This window comes from Streptomyces sp. NPDC046831 (assembly GCF_040645305.1).
Lineage (GTDB): Bacteria > Actinomycetota > Actinomycetes > Streptomycetales > Streptomycetaceae > Streptomyces.
In genome coordinates this window covers 47,724-63,866 of record NZ_JBEYXZ010000018.1, presented here as the reverse complement: position 1 = coordinate 63,866, position 16,143 = coordinate 47,724, and the positions used below count along the sequence as shown (strand labels likewise).

Annotated in this window: 10 protein-coding genes; 4 read left to right on the top strand and 6 right to left on the bottom strand. The window is 74.4% G+C overall.

Going from position 1 to position 16,143, the window contains the following annotated elements:
- Window positions 1-8 precede the first annotated feature (8 nt).
- Entirely contained in the window at window positions 9-143 is a 135-nt protein-coding gene (locus ABZ920_RS17495) for a hypothetical protein (RefSeq protein WP_361505023.1), read from the top strand.
- Window positions 144-1,017: 874 nt separating this feature from the next.
- A complete protein-coding gene (locus ABZ920_RS17490) occupies window positions 1,018-2,106 on the top strand; it encodes a lytic polysaccharide monooxygenase (RefSeq protein WP_361505210.1) in 1,089 nt (362 codons plus the stop codon).
- An 82-nt stretch (window positions 2,107-2,188) separates the two neighbouring features.
- Here the strand turns inward: ABZ920_RS17490 and ABZ920_RS17485 are convergent, their stop codons facing one another.
- From ABZ920_RS17485 to ABZ920_RS17470, 4 genes are all read right to left on the bottom strand, one after another.
- Window positions 2,189-3,088: an alpha/beta fold hydrolase gene (locus ABZ920_RS17485; RefSeq protein WP_361505020.1), complete on the bottom strand. Its 900-nt coding sequence runs from the start codon at window positions 3,086-3,088 to the stop codon at window positions 2,189-2,191.
- 612 nt (window positions 3,089-3,700) lie between these two features.
- The gene (locus tag ABZ920_RS17480) at window positions 3,701-7,294 is read right to left on the bottom strand and encodes a DNA polymerase III subunit alpha (RefSeq protein ID WP_361505017.1); all 3,594 of its coding nucleotides are present in this window, start codon (window positions 7,292-7,294) and stop codon (window positions 3,701-3,703) included.
- 353 nt (window positions 7,295-7,647) lie between these two features.
- Window positions 7,648-8,547: a S1 family peptidase gene (locus ABZ920_RS17475; protein ID WP_361505015.1), complete on the bottom strand. Its 900-nt coding sequence runs from the start codon at window positions 8,545-8,547 to the stop codon at window positions 7,648-7,650.
- Between the two features lie 932 nt (window positions 8,548-9,479).
- The gene (locus ABZ920_RS17470; RefSeq protein WP_361505012.1) at window positions 9,480-10,700 is read right to left on the bottom strand and encodes a DUF5685 family protein; all 1,221 of its coding nucleotides are present in this window, start codon (window positions 10,698-10,700) and stop codon (window positions 9,480-9,482) included.
- Between the two features lie 290 nt (window positions 10,701-10,990).
- Here ABZ920_RS17470 and ABZ920_RS17465 point away from each other — a divergent pair, with 290 nt between their 5' ends.
- A complete protein-coding gene (locus tag ABZ920_RS17465) occupies window positions 10,991-11,428 on the top strand; it encodes a cell division protein SepF (RefSeq protein WP_361505009.1) in 438 nt (145 codons plus the stop codon).
- Between the two features lie 42 nt (window positions 11,429-11,470).
- Here the strand turns inward: ABZ920_RS17465 and ABZ920_RS17460 are convergent, their stop codons facing one another.
- Together ABZ920_RS17460 and ABZ920_RS17455 are read right to left on the bottom strand one after the other, a co-directional pair.
- The gene (locus ABZ920_RS17460) at window positions 11,471-12,661 is read right to left on the bottom strand and encodes an acyl-CoA dehydrogenase family protein (protein ID WP_361505006.1); all 1,191 of its coding nucleotides are present in this window, start codon (window positions 12,659-12,661) and stop codon (window positions 11,471-11,473) included.
- 231 nt (window positions 12,662-12,892) lie between these two features.
- Window positions 12,893-14,491 carry an MFS transporter gene (locus ABZ920_RS17455; RefSeq protein ID WP_361505003.1) on the bottom strand — a complete coding sequence of 533 codons (1,599 nt, stop codon included), beginning with the start codon at window positions 14,489-14,491 and terminating at the stop codon, window positions 12,893-12,895.
- Between the two features lie 263 nt (window positions 14,492-14,754).
- Between ABZ920_RS17455 and ABZ920_RS17450 the strand changes: the two genes are divergently transcribed.
- Complete coding sequence (locus ABZ920_RS17450) at window positions 14,755-16,020, top strand: hypothetical protein (protein WP_361505001.1); 1,266 nt, start codon at window positions 14,755-14,757, stop codon at window positions 16,018-16,020.
- The last annotated feature ends 123 nt before the right edge of the window (window positions 16,021-16,143 follow it).

Here is a 16,143-nt window from a genome sequence, read left to right as displayed (position 1 = left end):
AGGCAGCAATGCGCCGTGTGACCGTGCAGAAGCCCCTGAGGAAGACGGACACCCGCCGGGCCGGCGAGGAAGCCGAGGCGCGCCCGGCGGGGCGCCCGGAGGTCCGCAAGGACATCGCCCGCACCTGGTGGCCGGACGCATGACCGGCGGAACGCGGTCCATGAGACGCGCTGTACGGCCGGTGCCGGGGGAACCGGAGCGCGAACCGGGCCCGGCCGGGCCCGGGCATCGGCCGAGCCGCCCGCGGTAGCGGGCCCGGTCGTACCGGCCGGTCGCACGCCGTTCGGCGTCTTGGTGGCCGAACGGCGGACGGACCTGCTGGTCCCCTGCCCCGTGCCACGTCCGGACGGGCTGCCGCCGTCGTCCGGCCTCCCGCATGCCGTGGGCCGAGCCGGCCTGCGGTGACGCGGAGCCGTCGCGTGCCCTGGCCGTCATCGCCGTGCCGCGCGGGCGGCCGCTCCCGCCCCGCCCCGGCTGCGACGCGCCCTCGTGTCGAGCGGCGCCCGCGCGCCTTGCCGACGCGGCAGGCGCCCCACCCGGCGCCACCCGTTTCCTCACCGTCCCGAGCGTCCGGCCGGCACTGCTGAACCGTCCGGCCGCACTCCCCGAGCGCTCAGCCACCTTGCCCAGCGCGCCGGCCGTTCTCCTGAGCGCTCAACCGCCCCGTGCCCGAGCGCTGAGCCACTCTGCCCGAGCGCGCCGGCCCCTCCCCCGAGGGCTCGGCCACTCTTCCCCAGCACGTCGGCGGCTCTCCCCCAGCGCTGAGCCGCCCGGCCCGAGCGCGTCGGCCGCTGTTCCTGAGCGCTCGGTTAGCCCTGTCTTAACGCGAGCATAAGGATCTCCTCCCGCCGCCTTCAGCAGGCGATATCCCGGTCTTCCGGGGCTAGCTTCTGATCACCCCACGGGATCCGGCCGAGGCCTTCCGCCCCGCCGGTTTCCCACTGACGCCCCTGGACCGTTTCCCCGAGGAGTTCCCCCATGCGCCCCCCCAAGCTCTCCGCCCCGTGCGAGCAGGGGATGTCCCCGCGCCGCAGGGCCGCCGCCGTCGTCGCCCTCGGCACAGCCCCGCTCGCGCTCACCGCACTGGCCGCCGCACCCGCCTCCGCGCACGGCACCATGGGCGACCCGGTCAGCCGGGTGTCCCAGTGCTACGCCGAGGGGCCGGAGAGCCCGAAGTCGGCGGCGTGCAAGGCGGCCGTCGCGGCCGGCGGCACCCAGGCGCTGTACGACTGGAACGGCATCCGGATCGGTGACGCGGGCGGCCGGCACCGGGAGCTCATCCCGGACGGCAAGCTGTGCAGCGCGGACAACGAGGAGTTCAAGGGCCTGGACCTGGCCCGCGCGGACTGGCCGGCGACCGGTGTGGACAGTGGCGCGCACACCTTCAAGTACCGCGTGACCGCACCCCACAAGGGCACCTTCACCGTGTACATCACCAAGCCCGGCTACGACCCGGCCAAGCCGCTGGCGTGGGGCGACCTCGACCTCGGGCATCCGGTCGCGACGGCCACCGACCCGGTGGCCTCCGGCGGCTTCTACACCTTCTCCGGTTCCCTCCCCGAGCGTTCGGGGCGGCACCTGCTGTACGCGGTCTGGCAGCGCTCGGACAGCCCGGAGGCCTTCTACTCCTGCTCGGACGTCACCTTCGGCGGCAGCGGAGGCGGCGGCACGGCGGGCGGCGGCACGGCCCCGGCCCCGGCCGCCTCCGCGCCCACCGAGCAGCAGATCGCGGACGGTGCCGGCAAGTCGACGATCGAGCACCACGGCCACGGGGACGACGACCCCCGCACCACGACGGACCCGTCCGGCCCGGCGGACCGCCCGGCCGCCGAGGGCACTCCGGCGGACGGCGGGACGCAGACCGCCGGTGGTTCCGGGGCGGACGCGCGGCCCGCCGGCGGTTCCACGCCGGACGCGGAGAACACCGTCGTGTCCGGGAACGTCCCGAAGGCGGCCGGCGCCTCCCGGAGCCTCGCCGAGACCGGCGGCGACGGCAGCACGCCGTACGTCGCCGTCGGCGGCGCCGCCGCCCTGGCACTCGGCGCGGCGGCGCTGTTCGCCTCGGTCCGGCGGCGGGCGGTCCGGACGGCCCGGCACGGCCGCTGACGCGGACTCGCGGGAGGGGCCTGTCCGGCGGCTCAGGCCGGACAGGCCCCTCGGTGCGGCGCGGCCCGGGGCCGTCGCGGGGTCAGCTGAAGACCGACGCGCAGGTGGTGGCGGAGGCGTGGGCCGGGTCGAGGGCGTTGGCCACCTCGTGGAAGGCGATGCGGTCGAAGAGTCCGATCACCACGTGCTCGGACAGGTCGACCGGGCACAGGTCCTGCAGCAGCACGTTCCGCACGTCTGCTCCGCTCAGGAACTGGCTGCGGTAGGGCGTGACCACCTCGTCGTACGCGGTGGCGATGACGGTGTAGCGGACGCCGGGCACGGTGTCGCCGCCCTCGTTGAGCCGGGTGAGGAAGGGGGACCCGGCCACCTGGTCGGCGAGGCCGGGGGTGGCGGCGGTCAGCAGGTCGGCGGCGCCGGGGAAGTACGGCAGCAGCTTGGTGAGTCCGCCCAGCGTGGTGCCGTGGTTGTCGGGCGCGATGCCGACGAGGGCGTTCACCTTGGCGGCTCCGCCGAGGAACTTGAGGTAGTGGCGGGGCATCATGCCGCCCTGCGAGTGGCCGACGATGTCGACCTCGGCGGCGCCGGTCGCGGCGATCACCTTGTCGACGAAGACGGACAGCTGCTGCGCCGACTTGTCGATGGGGCCGAGGCCGTAGAAGACCGGGACGCCGGGCAGTTGGCCGTAGTCGAGGGAGAAGACGCAGTAGCCGCGGTCCGTCAGATACGGCGTGAGCGACAGCCAGTTGTCGACGCCATTGCCGAAGGTTCCGTGGACGAGGACGACGGGGCGGGGGTGCGCGGCGGTCGGCTTGCAGGCGTAGTTGTTCCAGCCTCCCGCGGACGCCGTGCTCTGCGCGGCGAGGGGGGCCTGCCGGCCGGGGTTCCCGGCCGCGTGGGCCGTGGCGGCGGGGACGGTGGCGACGGCGGTGGCCAGGAGCACGGCGGCCAGGGGTCTGAGCAGGCGTTTCCAGGGCAGCATCGGGTGATCTCCTTGCGGCTCAAGGGAGGTGCGACGGCACGACGCCCTGTGATCCGGATCACGAGGATGCTGTTCATTCGTCAAGTTACGGGTGAGTAGTCCAAGTGTGAAGTTATGCGTCGGTAAAAACTTCCCGGGACAACAGGGAGCCGCGATAACCTGATTGACGGGCCGTCATGACTCCGGCCGGGAGAGGTCTCCGAGGTGCGCGGACGCGTGAGCTCCGTCGCAGGACAGGCCCTGGGTCGCGCGGTTCTGCCGACGCCGGACTGCCGCTCCCCTGCTCATGGCTCATGCCGGGCCGACCGCACCGACCCGTCGCGGCGGGCCGGCGGCCGTCACGCCCCGTCGTCCCGGACCACGGCCGTCACCGGCCGCGGCACCGCGGGCGGTCGCGGGCGCCCGCGGTCAGCCGCCCCGTACACGCTCCCCGGCCGTCAGAACCCCGGCGTGTCACACGGAGCCGACCGCGGCGGGGGGCTACACCGGAGCCGACCGCGGCGGAACCGGCCACACCGGAGCCGACCGCGGCGGAACCGGCCACACCGGAGCCGACCGCGGCGGCGCCGCCCCACGCACCGGCCCGCAGCCGGACCCCGGCGCGGGGTGGCGTCAGCCCGCGCTTCCGGGACTGCGGTGCCACAACTTCCTTCCGTTCGGCGGCCCTTCGCCCGCGGGGCGCAGATCCGCCCACGGGTGCATCTCGTAGCCGGTGGGCATGCGGATGCTGCGGTTGCGGGCGGCCTCCATGGGGTCCTGCGCCGCGGACCCGGCCGGCTCCGGCCGCCCCTCCGATCCGGCGAGCCGGGCGCGCCGGGCGCCGCCGTCCGGAGCGTCCTGTGCCCCCTCCGGCGGGCCGCCCGGCCGCGCCAGCCGGGCGGCCACCTCGTCGAGGCCGCCCCGGGCGCGCAGTTCGGTCAGCTCGGCGAGGTTCCAGGCGGCGGCGCCCACCACGCTGAAGCTGCGCGGTCCGCGCCGCTGCACCACCCCGCGCACCAGCAGCAGCCAGGAGTGGAAGACGGTGTGCGCGCAGGCGTCGTGGGAGTCGTCGAAGAAGGCGAGGTCGACCAGGCCGGTGCCGTCGTCCAGCGTGGTGAAGATGACCCGCCGGCCGGAACGGATCGGCGGGGTCTGGGTGGCCGCCTTGGCGCCCGCCACGAGGACGGTCTCGCCGTGCCGCGCCTCGCGCAGCCGCCGCGCCGGCAGCACGCCCAGTTCGTCGAGGAAGGTGCGGTAGTCGTCCATCAGGTTGCGCGAGGTGTCCATGGACAGCACGCCCAGCTCGGCACTGAGCCGCTCCTCGGCCGACAGGGCCGGCAGTCCGGCCGCCGCGGTCTTCCGCCCTCCGCCCAGCGGCAGTTGGGCGCCGCCGGTGCTCCGGGTGCCCCGGTGCAGCTCGGTGAGGTGCAGTTGCAGGTCGCGGCGGTTGGCGCCGAACGCGTCCAGCGCGCCCACCTGGGCGAGCCGCTGGGCGACGGGACGGCTCGGACGCGCCCGCTCCCAGAAGTCCACCAGCGAGGCGTACGGCTGCCCGTCCGCGATCCGCGCCGCCTCGGCCTCGCTGATGCCGTGCACGTCGGACAGGGCCAACCGCAGCCCCCATCGCGCCGATTCAGACACCAGTTCGATCCGGTGGGCGACCCCCGACTTGTTCACGTCCAGCGGCAGGATCGGCACCCCGCGCCGCCGCGCGTCCGCCAGCAGCAGCCGCTTGGGGTACATGCCGGGGTCGTGCGTGAGCAGTCCCGCGTAGAAGGCGGCCGGGTGATGCGCCTTCAGCCAGGCCGACTGGTACGTCGGCACGGCGAAGGCCACCGCGTGCGCCTTGCAGAAGCCGTAGGAGCCGAACGCCTCGACGATCTCCCAGGTCCGCTGAATCGTTTCCGCGCTGTAGCCCCGCGCCGCCGCGTGCTGCGCGAACCACACGCGGATCCGCGCCTGCGACTCCGGGTCCGACAGCCCGCGCCGCACCCGGTCGGCCTCGTCCCGTCCGCAGCCGGTCATGATGTCCAGGATGTGGATGACCTGCTCGTGGAAGACGACGACCCCGTACGTCTCCCTCAGCGGCTCCGCCAGGTCCGGGTGCGGAAAGCGCACCGGCGCCCGCCCGTGCCGCGCCTCGATGAAGGGCCGCACCATGTCGGCGGCGACCGGGCCCGGCCGGAAGAGCGAGATGTCGACGACCAGGTCGCCGAAGGTCGACGGCTGCAGGCGCCCGACCAGGTCGCGCTGGCCCGGCGACTCGATCTGGAAGCAGCCCAGCGTCTCGGTGGAGCGGATGAGTCCGTACGTCGCCGGGTCGTCCGGCGGCAGCGCGTCCAGGTCGACCCGCTCCCCCGCCGCCCGCTCCACCTCGGCGACCGCGTGCGCCATCGCCGACTGCATCCGCACGCCCAGCACGTCGAGTTTGAGCAGCCCGAGGTCCTCGACGTCGTCCTTGTCGAACTGGGACATGGGGAAGCCCTCGCCGCTGGTCGGCATCACCGGTGTCCGGGAGAGCAGGGAGGCGTCGGACAGGAGCACACCACACGGGTGCATGGCGATGCCGCGCGGCAGGGCGTCGAGAGCCTCGACGAGGTCCCACAGCCGCTCGTACCGCCCGCCCTCCCGCTGGGACTCCCCCGCCAGTTTCCGGAGCTCGGGCAGTTCCTCCAGCGCCGCGCGGGCGTCGCGGGCGCGGATGTGCGGGAAGGACTTGGCGATGCGGTCGACGTCGGCGGGGTCCATGGACAGGGCGGCGCCGACGTCGCGGATCGCGTGGCGGACCCGGTACGTCTCCGGCATGGCGACCGTCGCGACCCGTTCGGTGCCGAACCGGCCGATGATCGCGCGGTAGACCTCCAGCCGGCGCGCGGACTCCACGTCGATGTCGATGTCGGGCAGGACCATGCGGCGCTTGGACAGGAAGCGCTCCATCAGCAGCCCGTGCTCGACCGGATCGGCGTGCGCGATGCCGAGGAGGTGGTTGACCAGGGAGCCGGCGCCGGAGCCGCGGGCGGCGACCCGGATGCCCATCCCCCGCACGTCGTCGACCACCCGGGCGACGGTGAGGAAGTAGGAGGCGAAGCCGTGGTGGGCGATGATGTCCAGCTCGTCGTGCATCCGCTCCCAGTAGTCCCGGCGGCCGGCGTAGCCGCGCAGCACCATGCCCGCGGCCGCCCGGGAGGCGAGGGCGCGCTGGGCGGTGCGCCGGCCGGCGCCGACGAGGTGCGGCTCGGGGAAGTGGACGGAGCCCATGCCGAGGTCGTCCTCGGGGTCGACCCGGCACTCGGCGGCCGTGGCCCGCGTCTGCTCCAGCAGGCGGTGGGCGGCCTCGCGCCGGAAGCCCGCCGCCTCGACGATCCGCTCGGCGGCGTGCAGCATCGCGCCCGGGTCCTTCAGCCACGCCTCGCCGGAGTCGAGCTCCCCGGCCGCGCCGACGGGAACCAGCCGGCGGGCGGCGTCGAGGACGTCGGCGACCGGGCCCTGGCCGGGGTCGGCGTAGCGGACGGCGTTGCTGAGCACCGGCCGGACGCCCTGCTCGGCGGCGAAGCCGACGGTGCGGGCGGCCAGGCGCAGCGACCCGGGGCCGGTGCCGGTGCGGCCGTGCCAGACGGCCTCCAGACGCAGGGAGTCGCCGTAGACCTCACGCCAGGGCGCCAGCAGCCGCGCCGCCCGGTCCGGGCGGCCGGCGGCCAGGGCGCGGCCGACGTCGGAGCCGGGCCCGAGCAGTACGGTCAGGCCGTCGGCGTGGTTGTCGGACCAGGTCAGCAGTGGGGAGTCAGGGGCCGGCGATCCCCCCGGCCCGAGGAGGGACGGCCGCTGGGACGAAGCCGAGGACTTCGGGGAGTGGGCGGCGGTGACCAGGCGGCACAGGCCGGCCCAGCCGCGGGCGCCGTCCCGCGCGAGGAAGGTGACGCGGGGGGCCGACTCGTCGACGAAGGCGCCGCCGCGCACGGGCGTCCGGCGCCGTTCCGGCCGCCCGGGCGCCTCCGGCCGCGCCGGCTCGGACTCCGCCACCGCCAGCTCCACACCGAACAGCGGGCGGATGCCCGCCTTCACGCAGGCCTTGGCGAAGCGCACCGTGCCGGCGAGCGTGTCGCGGTCGGTGAGCGCGAGGGCGTCCATGCCCCGCTCCAGGGCCCGCTCGGCCAGCCTCTCCGGGTGTGAGGCGCCGTAGCGCAGGGAGAACCCGGAGACGGTGTGCAGATGCGTGAAGCCCGGCACCCGCACCTCCCGTACTCGTGAGCCCGCATCGGCTCTCGAACATCAGTTCACAACTTCCCCAGCTCCACCATACCCCCATCCTCGAACGTCTGTGCGACAACCGTTCTGGCGCGTCTCACCTGCGCAAACGCAACGCGCGGGACGGGGCGGGCCGGACCCGGTGGAGGGCGGGCCGGCGCGGGCCGTCGGCCGGCGCAGCCGTGGCGGACCGCCGAGCCCCGGCGTCAGCCCACGCAGGACGCGGCACACGCGTGAGCCCCCGCACACGATCGGACGATCGTGTGCGGGGGCTCACCTGCCGCCGGCGGCGGAACGGGCCGCGCGGGGTCACCGTGCCGGCCGGCCGGGGCGCGTCAGTAGACGTGGACCCCGTAGGCGCTCAGCGCCTCGGTGACCGGCTGGAAGAAGGTCGTACCGCCCGAGCTGCAGTTGCCGCTGCCGCCGGAGGTGAGGCCGTAGGCGGTGGTGCCGCCGTACAGCGGGCCGCCGGAGTCTCCGGGCTCGGCGCAGACCGTGGTCTGGATGAGACCGTAGACGATGTCGCCGCCGCCGTAGTTCACGGTCGCGTTGAGCGCGGTCACCCGGCCGCTGTGGGTGCCGGTCGTGGAGCCGCGGCGGTAGACGGTGGTGCCGACCGACGGCGTGGCGGCGCTGGTGATGTCCTGGCTTCCCACGCTGCCCGACTTGGCCACCGAGCTGTTCGTGTAGCGCACGATGCCGTAGTCGTTGCCGGGGAAGGAGGAGCCGGCGGTGGTGCCGAGCGTGGTCGTGTGCGAGGAGTTCGACCACCAGGTGCCCGCACCGTCGGTGCAGTGACCGGCCGTGAGGAAGTAGTAGTTGCCGCTGTTGTCCTGGACGTTGAAGCCCAGCGAGCAGCGCCAGCTACTCGCATAGATGGCGTCGCCGCCGGAGATCAGCTTGTTGAACTTGCCCGGGGTGCGCTTGATGGTCAGGGCACCGGCGTTGGCGCCGGCCTGCTCCTTGATCTGGGCGATCTCGGCCTGGGAGACGGTGCTGTCGACGGTGACGACGACACGGTTGGTCTTGCTGTCGACGGCCCAGGCGGTGCCCGGGATGTCGGCCTTGAGCACCGAGTCGCTCGCGTTGGTGAGCTGGGCGGAGCTGAAGGTGGCCGTGTCGGACGCGTTCGCGCTGGGGACCGCGATCGCGGCGGCGGCCACGAGTCCGGAAGCGATGGCGATCAGCCGGGTCCGTCTCGTCGTGCCGCTGCTGGTGGTGCGCTTGATCCTCACTTTACGTTCCTCCACAGGGGAAGTAGGGGGCCCGCGTGGGGTCGGGGCCCGTGAGGCGCAGCCAGGGGAACGTGACCGGATTCCGAACACGCCGTGTCCCTGACAAGCGCTGTGGGGGGAGTATTCGGCCGAACGGACGGTCGGCGCAAGGGTGCCTTTCGGCCGTGCGACGGGGTGCGATGCGGGTGGATCGTGTGCGACGAGGCCTGGTTGACGTCCGGTCGGAACCGGGCCGGCGCCACCGCCCGGGCGGGCGGGCGCCGTCCGCCGCCGCCGCGCCGCCGGCACCCGGCCCGGCGCGCGCGAAGAGGCAGATCAGGTGGCCGTTGTCCGGTGCCGGCGACCGGTTCGCACCGCCTCGCCGGACACCCGTACCCGCCCGGCCGGGCCGTCCGCACCCGGGGCGGGGGCGGCCGCCTGACCGGTGACCGGCCGGATCCGGGCGATGTCTGGAATTCGACCCTCCGGAAAACCACCGGAACCGTGCGTGGCGGCGGCAACGAGCGGCCCACCAGTCCCCTGAAGCGCGCTGACACGGCGTGGGAGCCGCGACCCTGCCGCGTCGGATGCGTCCGTCGTCATGGCATCAGGACTTCCATCCCCGAACGCGGGCGCAAACCCGGCGCAACGACGACGATCCCGGCGGGTGACCAGCCGTCGGACGAGCCGGACACCCCGGGGCCCTGCGCGGTCGCGGACCTCACGGCGCGTCAACCTCCCGCGCAGCTTCAGTGGCGCGACAGCCGATGTCCGCCCCGTCGCGACGCCCGGCACGCGCCCCCGTCCTCGAACCGGCCGAAAGCCCCAGTACATCCAGTACGAGGGCGTCCGGCCGGCACCCCGGGAGCACGCACCGGACGCCGCTCCTCGACGGGCAGACGTCGCCTGACGCGGCACCAGCACGGCGGCGTGCCGTGGACGGCTCCCCGGCCTCAGCAGTCGCAGCAGCCGCAGTCGCATCCGTCGCAGCACTCGCAGCAACCGCAGCAGTCGCTGCAGTCACAGCAGTCGCAACCGCTGCACCAGCCCTCGCGCCGCTGCCTCGACCAGGGGCCCTCGAACTCGTCGGCGCAGCACACCTTGCAGGTGCAGCACAGCCCGATCGCGACCGCGCACCCGCTCCACAGACCGCGGCGGCCCGGCCGCGGGGGCTCGCCGAAGGGGCTGCCGGGACCGTGCGGGTGGTTCGGGTCATCAGGGTGGTCCGGGTCGTACGGAGTGCCCGGGTGCCGGGGTCCCTGGGGCGCGTAGGGGCCCTGCGGCGGTCCGAAGGCGGCGTCGGTGGCGTGCCCGCAGGACTCGGTGCCGAAGGCCCGGTCGACCGAGCGGCCCAGTTCGTGCGCGAGCAGCCGGTGGGCCAGCCGTCCGTCCGTGAACTCGACCTCGCGCAGTGCGAGCCGGATGCCGTGCACGGCGTCGTCGGCGAGCCGGCGGGCCTCGGTGAGCGGCGTGCCCGTCGCGGTGAGCGGGTTCCAGGCGCCCGAGGCGGCGTCGGCGTCCTTGTCCTCCACGGCGTCCAGGAGGTGGGCGAGCCGCCCGAACAGCCGACCGGCCTCGGCCAGCGGCTCGGCGTTGCCCGGACGCCCGGCCAGGAGCGCGGTGTGCGCGAAGGCCGCGGCGGTCGCCGTCTCGGTCGGCTCGGTGACGGTCAGGATCGGCGTCCCGGGTCCGGCGAGCGCCTCGACGCCCGGCTGCCGGTCGACGGCGTCGACGAGGACGGCCGCGTCGAACCCGACGTCCGCCCCCGTGCGGGCGCCCGCGCGTCCCCAGCTCTCGGCGACCCGGCGCGCCGCGTGCGCCACCGGGCGGCGCGCCAGCAGCCCGTCCCCGTCCGCGACGTGGTCGCGCACCTTGGCCGAGGCGAGCACCAGCGAGACGGCCGCCGCGAGCCGGGCGCCGTCACCCTGCGCGACGGAGGCGGTGCGCATGCCCCGCAGCGGACACGGCCCGGCCGTGCGCCGCGCGCCGCCGGACCGCTCCGCCTGAGCCTCCGCCAGGACGGATATCAGGAGCCCGTCGTAGTTCGTCACGACGCGCGCGAGCTGGCCGTGGTCCCCGCGCAGCGCCAGGCACAGCCCGCACAAATGGGCCGTCCACTGGGCCTTCAGGCTTTCACCGAGCCGGTGACGGCAGGGTCTGACAATTCCGAACACGGCATTCCCCCGTAGTGTGTACGCCGTCGAGCCGCCGCATCGCGTCGGCCCCTTCGTTCACCCGTACGCCCCGGCCGTCACCCGTACGCCGTGGACAATCATATTTCACTCACCGTCAGCAGCCGTGTAGTTCTCGAGCCTTGGGGCACACGGCCTCTCGACGGATTCGCTGTGCACCAGTACCGTCACAAACCCCCCGCGCGGCGTCTATCCACTTGGCGCACTGTCCGCATCATGGATGACGATAGGGATGCGGAATGCAAGAAAGACCGCTGTGAGAGGAGGCGTCCATGGGATCGGTACGCAAGGCGAGTGCGTGGCTCGGCCTCGTCGACGACAACGATGACGAGCGCTACTACGACGACGACTACTCCGAGGGGACCGAGTCCGGGGACGCCTGGGTCACCGACCCCCGGGTGAAGGTGGCCTCGGACACGGCCGAGGACAAGGGCCGCCGGATCGGCACGGTGACGCCGGACAGCTTCCGGGACGCCCGCGCCATCGGCGAGCTCTTCCGGGACGGGGTGCCCGTCATCATGAACCTCACGGCCATGGAGCCCGCCGACGCCAAGCGCGTGGTCGACTTCGCGGCGGGGCTCATCTTCGGCCTGCGCGGCCAGATCGACCGCGTGTCCAACCGGGTCTTCCTGCTCACGCCGGCCGACACGGAGATCGTCAGCGGCCAGTCCGCGCAGCACCGCTCGGACGGCTTCTACAACCAGAGCTGAGGCAGGGCCGCTCACCGGCCCTGCCCGTTCCCGTTCGCCGGGTCAGCGGAAGGCGTCGAGTCCGGTGAGCGCCTTGCCCAGCACGAGCTGGTGCATCTCGACGGTGCCCTCGTAGGTGAGCACCGATTCCAGATTCGTCGCGTGCCGCATCACCGGGTACTCCAGCGAAATTCCGTTCGCCCCCAGAATCGTCCGCGCGGTACGGCAGATCTCGATCGCCTCGCGCACGTTGTTGAGCTTGCCGAAGCTGACCTGCTCGGGACGCAGGCGGCCGGCGTCCATGCGCCGCCCCAGATGATGGGCGAGCAGAATTCCCTTGTGCAGCTCGACCGCCATGTCGGCGAGCTTGGCCTGGGTGAGCTGGAAGCCGCCGATCGGCCGCCCGAACTGCTCCCGCGACGTCGCGTACCGCACCGCGGACTCGAAGCAGGACCGGGCCGCGCCCATGGCGCCCCAGACGATGCCGTACCGGGCGTGGGACAGACAGCCGAGGGGCCCGCGCAGCCCGACCACCCCGGGCAGCACCGCGTCGGCCGGCAGCCGGACGTCGTCGAGGACGAGCTCGCTGGTGACGCTGGCCCGCAGGGACCACTTGTGCCTGATCTCCGGTGCGGAGAACCCGGGCGCGCCGGCCGGCACGAGGAACCCGCGGATGCCCTCCTCGGTCCGGGCCCAGACGACGGCCACCCCGGCGACGGAGCCGTTGGTGATCCACATCTTGCGGCCGTTGAGGACCCAGTCGGCGCCGTCGCGCTTGGCGTGGGTACGCATCGAGGCCGGGTCGGACCCGTGGTCGGGCTCGGTGAGGCCGAAGCAGCCGATCACCTCGCCGGCGGCCATGCGGGGGAGCCACTCCTGCTTCTGCTCCTCGGAGCCGAAGCGGTGGATGGCGTACATCGCGAGCGAGCCCTGGACCGAGACCAGGGAGCGGATCCCGGAGTCGGCCGCCTCCAGCTCCAGGCAGGCCAGTCCGTACTGCACGGCGGTGGCCCCGGCGCAGCCGTAGCCCTCCAGGGACATGCCGAGCGCGCCGATGGCGCCGAGTTCGCGGGCGAGGTCGCGGACGACGGGCAGTTCGCCCTTCTCGTACCACTCGGCGACGTGGGGCAGGACACGATCGGCGGCCCAGTTCCGCACGGTGTCGCGGACGGCCAGGTCCTCGGGGTCCAGCAGGTCGTCGACGCCGAGCGGATCGGCGGGGTCGAACGGGGGCAACTTCGAGGACGCGGACATGGGACACCCTCCGGCAACTAAAACTAGCGGCGCTAGTTACGCGACTCCGGCCCGACGTTACGACGCAGTCTCCCCCACGTCCAGCCCGCTCCCCCACCCCGCGCCGCGCGCTGCGGGGCCGACGGCCGGCGGCGGGGTGCGACGCGGCCCCGGAGCGCAGGCGGACACCGGACGTCCCGTCACCGGCGGTGCGCCGAGGTGCCCGTCACCGGCCGTGCGCCTAGGCGGCTCTCACGCCGAGACGCGCGACCTCTCGGCCTCCCGGGGCGCGGGCAGCTCCACCGCCGCCTCCTCGCACTGCATCGCCCGCGGCAGCCGCAGCGCCATCAGGGCCCCCAGCAGCAGCAGTCCCGCGCTCACCAGCAACGTGACGTGCAGGCCGTGCACGAAGGAGTCCCGGGCCGCCCGCCGCAGCGCCGCACCGGCGGAGCCGCCGAGCTGCCCGGCCACCTCGTAGGCCTCCCCCACGGAGTGCGACGCGGCCCGCGAGGCGTCCGCCGGAACCCCGGGCACCGCCGCCAGCCCGGGCGCGTAGGCCGCGTTCATCACGCTGCCCAGCAGCGCGATCCCGATGCCGGCGCCCAGCTGGTACGACGTCTCCCCGATCGCCGCGGCCCCGCCCGCCTGCGCCGCCGGGGCCTCGTTCAGCATCGACTCGTACGCCGCGAACAGCGTCGTCTCCAGGCCGAAGCCGAGGAGCACGAAACCGGTCAGCAGCAGCCCGGCGTCGTCGTGCCGGCCCATCGCCGTCAGCAGCACCACCGCGGCCGCCGTCAGGCAGAAACCGAAGCACACCATCCGGCGCGGCCCGAACCGCCGCAGCGCCCGCGCGCCCGCCAGCCCGGCGGCCATCGCGGCGAACGTCAGCGGCAGCAGGCGCAGCCCGGTCCGCAGCGGGGACAGCCCCAGCACCAGCTGCAGGTACTGCGCCGCGATCAGCTCCAGCCCCACCAGGGCGAGCATGGCCAGCACGATGCACCCCACCGACGTGCTGAACGCCGGCCGCGCGAACATGCCGAGGTCCACCAGGGGATGCGTCCGGCGCCGCTGGCGCCGCACGAACCCCACGAGCAGCACCGCTCCCACCAGCAGCGGGACCACGGTGAGCACGCTCAGCGCGGGCTCCCCGCCGCCGAGCCGCTTGACGCCCAGCACCGCCCCGAACAGTCCGGCCGCCGCCATGAGCGCGCCGACGACGTCCCACGGACCGTCACGGCGGCCCGTCGACTCGGGCAGCAGCAGCCGGCCCACCGGCAGACTGACCAGCATCAGCGGGATGTTGACGAGGAAGACCGACCCCCACCAGAAGTGCTCCAGCAGGAAGCCGCCGAGCAGCGGCCCGACCGCCGCGCCCACCGCCGCCACCGCGCTCCAGATGCCGATCGCCAGCGCGCGTTCGCGCCGGTCCGGGAAGACCTGCCGCAGAATCGACAGCGTCGCCGGCATGATCATGGCGCCGCCGACGCCGAGCAGCGCCCGGGCGCCGATCAGCGTCTGCGGGCTCTGCGCGAAGGCCGCCACGGCGGAGGCGATCCCGAACAGGGCGTAGCCGAGGAGCAGGATCCGTCTGCGGCCCACCCGGTCGCCGAGGGTGCCGAAGAGGATCAGCAGTGAGGCGCAGACGAGCGGGTAGGTGTCGACGATCCAGAGCAGTTCGATCGCGCCGGGCCGGAGGTCCTCGGTGACGGCGGGTACCGCCACGTGCAGGACGGTCGCGTCCACCGCGACCAGCAGCAGGCTGACGCAGAGGACGACGAGGACGACCCAGCGGTTGGCACCGGCCCCGGCCGCCCGACGGCGCAGCGCGGCGGCCGTGGTCGTCCCGGACATGTACGTACCTCCCAGATGAACCCTCGCCTCCGGCGGGTCCGCGGGATGGGGGACTCCCCCACGGCTCGGCCGGGAAGGAGCGGTGGTCCCCGGCCCGCGCAACGAAGTGCGAGTGACTCGTCAGCGTACGCGAGTCCGTTCCCGTGCCACGTGGCCCATCTCTCACACCTGTCGGGGAACCATGTGGCGTACGCCACTCCGCATCCGGAAGGGCAGGGGCCCGGCGGTCCGGGCGGCCGCGGGCGCGGCCGATAATCGGGCCCGTGACCGTTCTTGACACGCGCGCGCCGGCACCGGCCCGGCCCGGCATGCTGCGCCGGGCCGCGCCGGCCCTCCTCGGGTACGCGGCCGTCCGCGCCCTGGGCGTCCTCGTCCTGGTCCTGTGGAGCGCCGCGCACGGCCGGAGCGGGTACACGCTGCTGACCGCACGCTGGGACGCCCTGTGGTACGCGCGGGTGGCCGGCGGCGGCTACGGCTACGAGGTGCGCCTGCCGAACGGGGACGTCCACTCCGCCCTGGCCTTCTTCCCGCTGCTGCCCTGGCTGGAGCGGCTGCTCGCCGCGGTGAGCCCCCTGTCGTACGCCGACGCCGGCTTCGTCGTCGCCCTGCTCGCCTCGGTGGCCGCGGCCTGGGGCGTCTTCGCGGTCGCCGAGCACGTGTGCGGCGGAGGCGACGGGTACGGCGGGGGCGCGGAAGGCGCGTCGCAGCGCGGCGCCGGACCCGTGCCGGCGCGAGCGGCGCGGACCGCCACGTACGCGGTGCTGCTGTGGGCGGTGCTGCCGGTCGGGATCGTCCAGTCGATGGCGTACAGCGAGTCGCTGTTCACCGCGCTGGCCGCCTGGTCGCTGTACGCGGTGCTGACCGGCCGCTGGGTGACCGCGGGTGCCCTGGCCCTGGCGGCGGGACTGACCCGGCCGGTGGGCCTCGCCGTGGTGGCGGCGGTCTGGACGGCGGCCGCCGCCTCGTACCTGCGGAGCCGGGGCGCCGCGGGGGCGCCCGGCGCGCGGGAGGAGACCCGCGCCTCCCGGCCGGGTGCCCGGCGCGCCGCCGGCGTGCTCCTCGCCCCGCTCGGCGCGGCCGGGTACGTCCTGTGGGTGGGGCACCGCACCGGGAAGGGGCCCCTCGGCTACCTGGACGTCCAGGCGGGCTGGCGCAACGGCTTCGACGGCGGGTACGCCTTCGCCCGCTTCGTCGGCGACAAGTTCACGTCGTTCCCCTCGGCCCTGGCGGGACTCGCACTCGTCGCCGGAGTGGCTCTGGTGGCCCGGCTGTACGTGGCCGGCGCCCGGCAGGGCCAGCCGCTCCCGCTCCTGGTGTACTCGGGGATCGTCACCGCGCTGGCGCTGTGTGCGTCGAGCTACTTCGGCTCCAAGCCGCGCCTGCTGCTGCCCGCCTTCCCGCTGCTGCTGCCACTCGCCCTCACCGTGGGCCGGCTGCGGACGTCCAGGGCGGCGCTGGTGGTGGGCGGCGTGGCGGTGGCCTCGGCGGTGTACGGGGCGTTCTGGCTGAACGGCTCCGGTCCCCCGTGATCGACCCGGCCGGGAGGGTGACCGGAGCGTCCGGTGAACGCGCGACGGAATACGTCCGGGGCGTTCGGCCGGTGAATTCCCGGGCACCGGAACAACTCCCCACCGGAATGATCAAAGGAATTA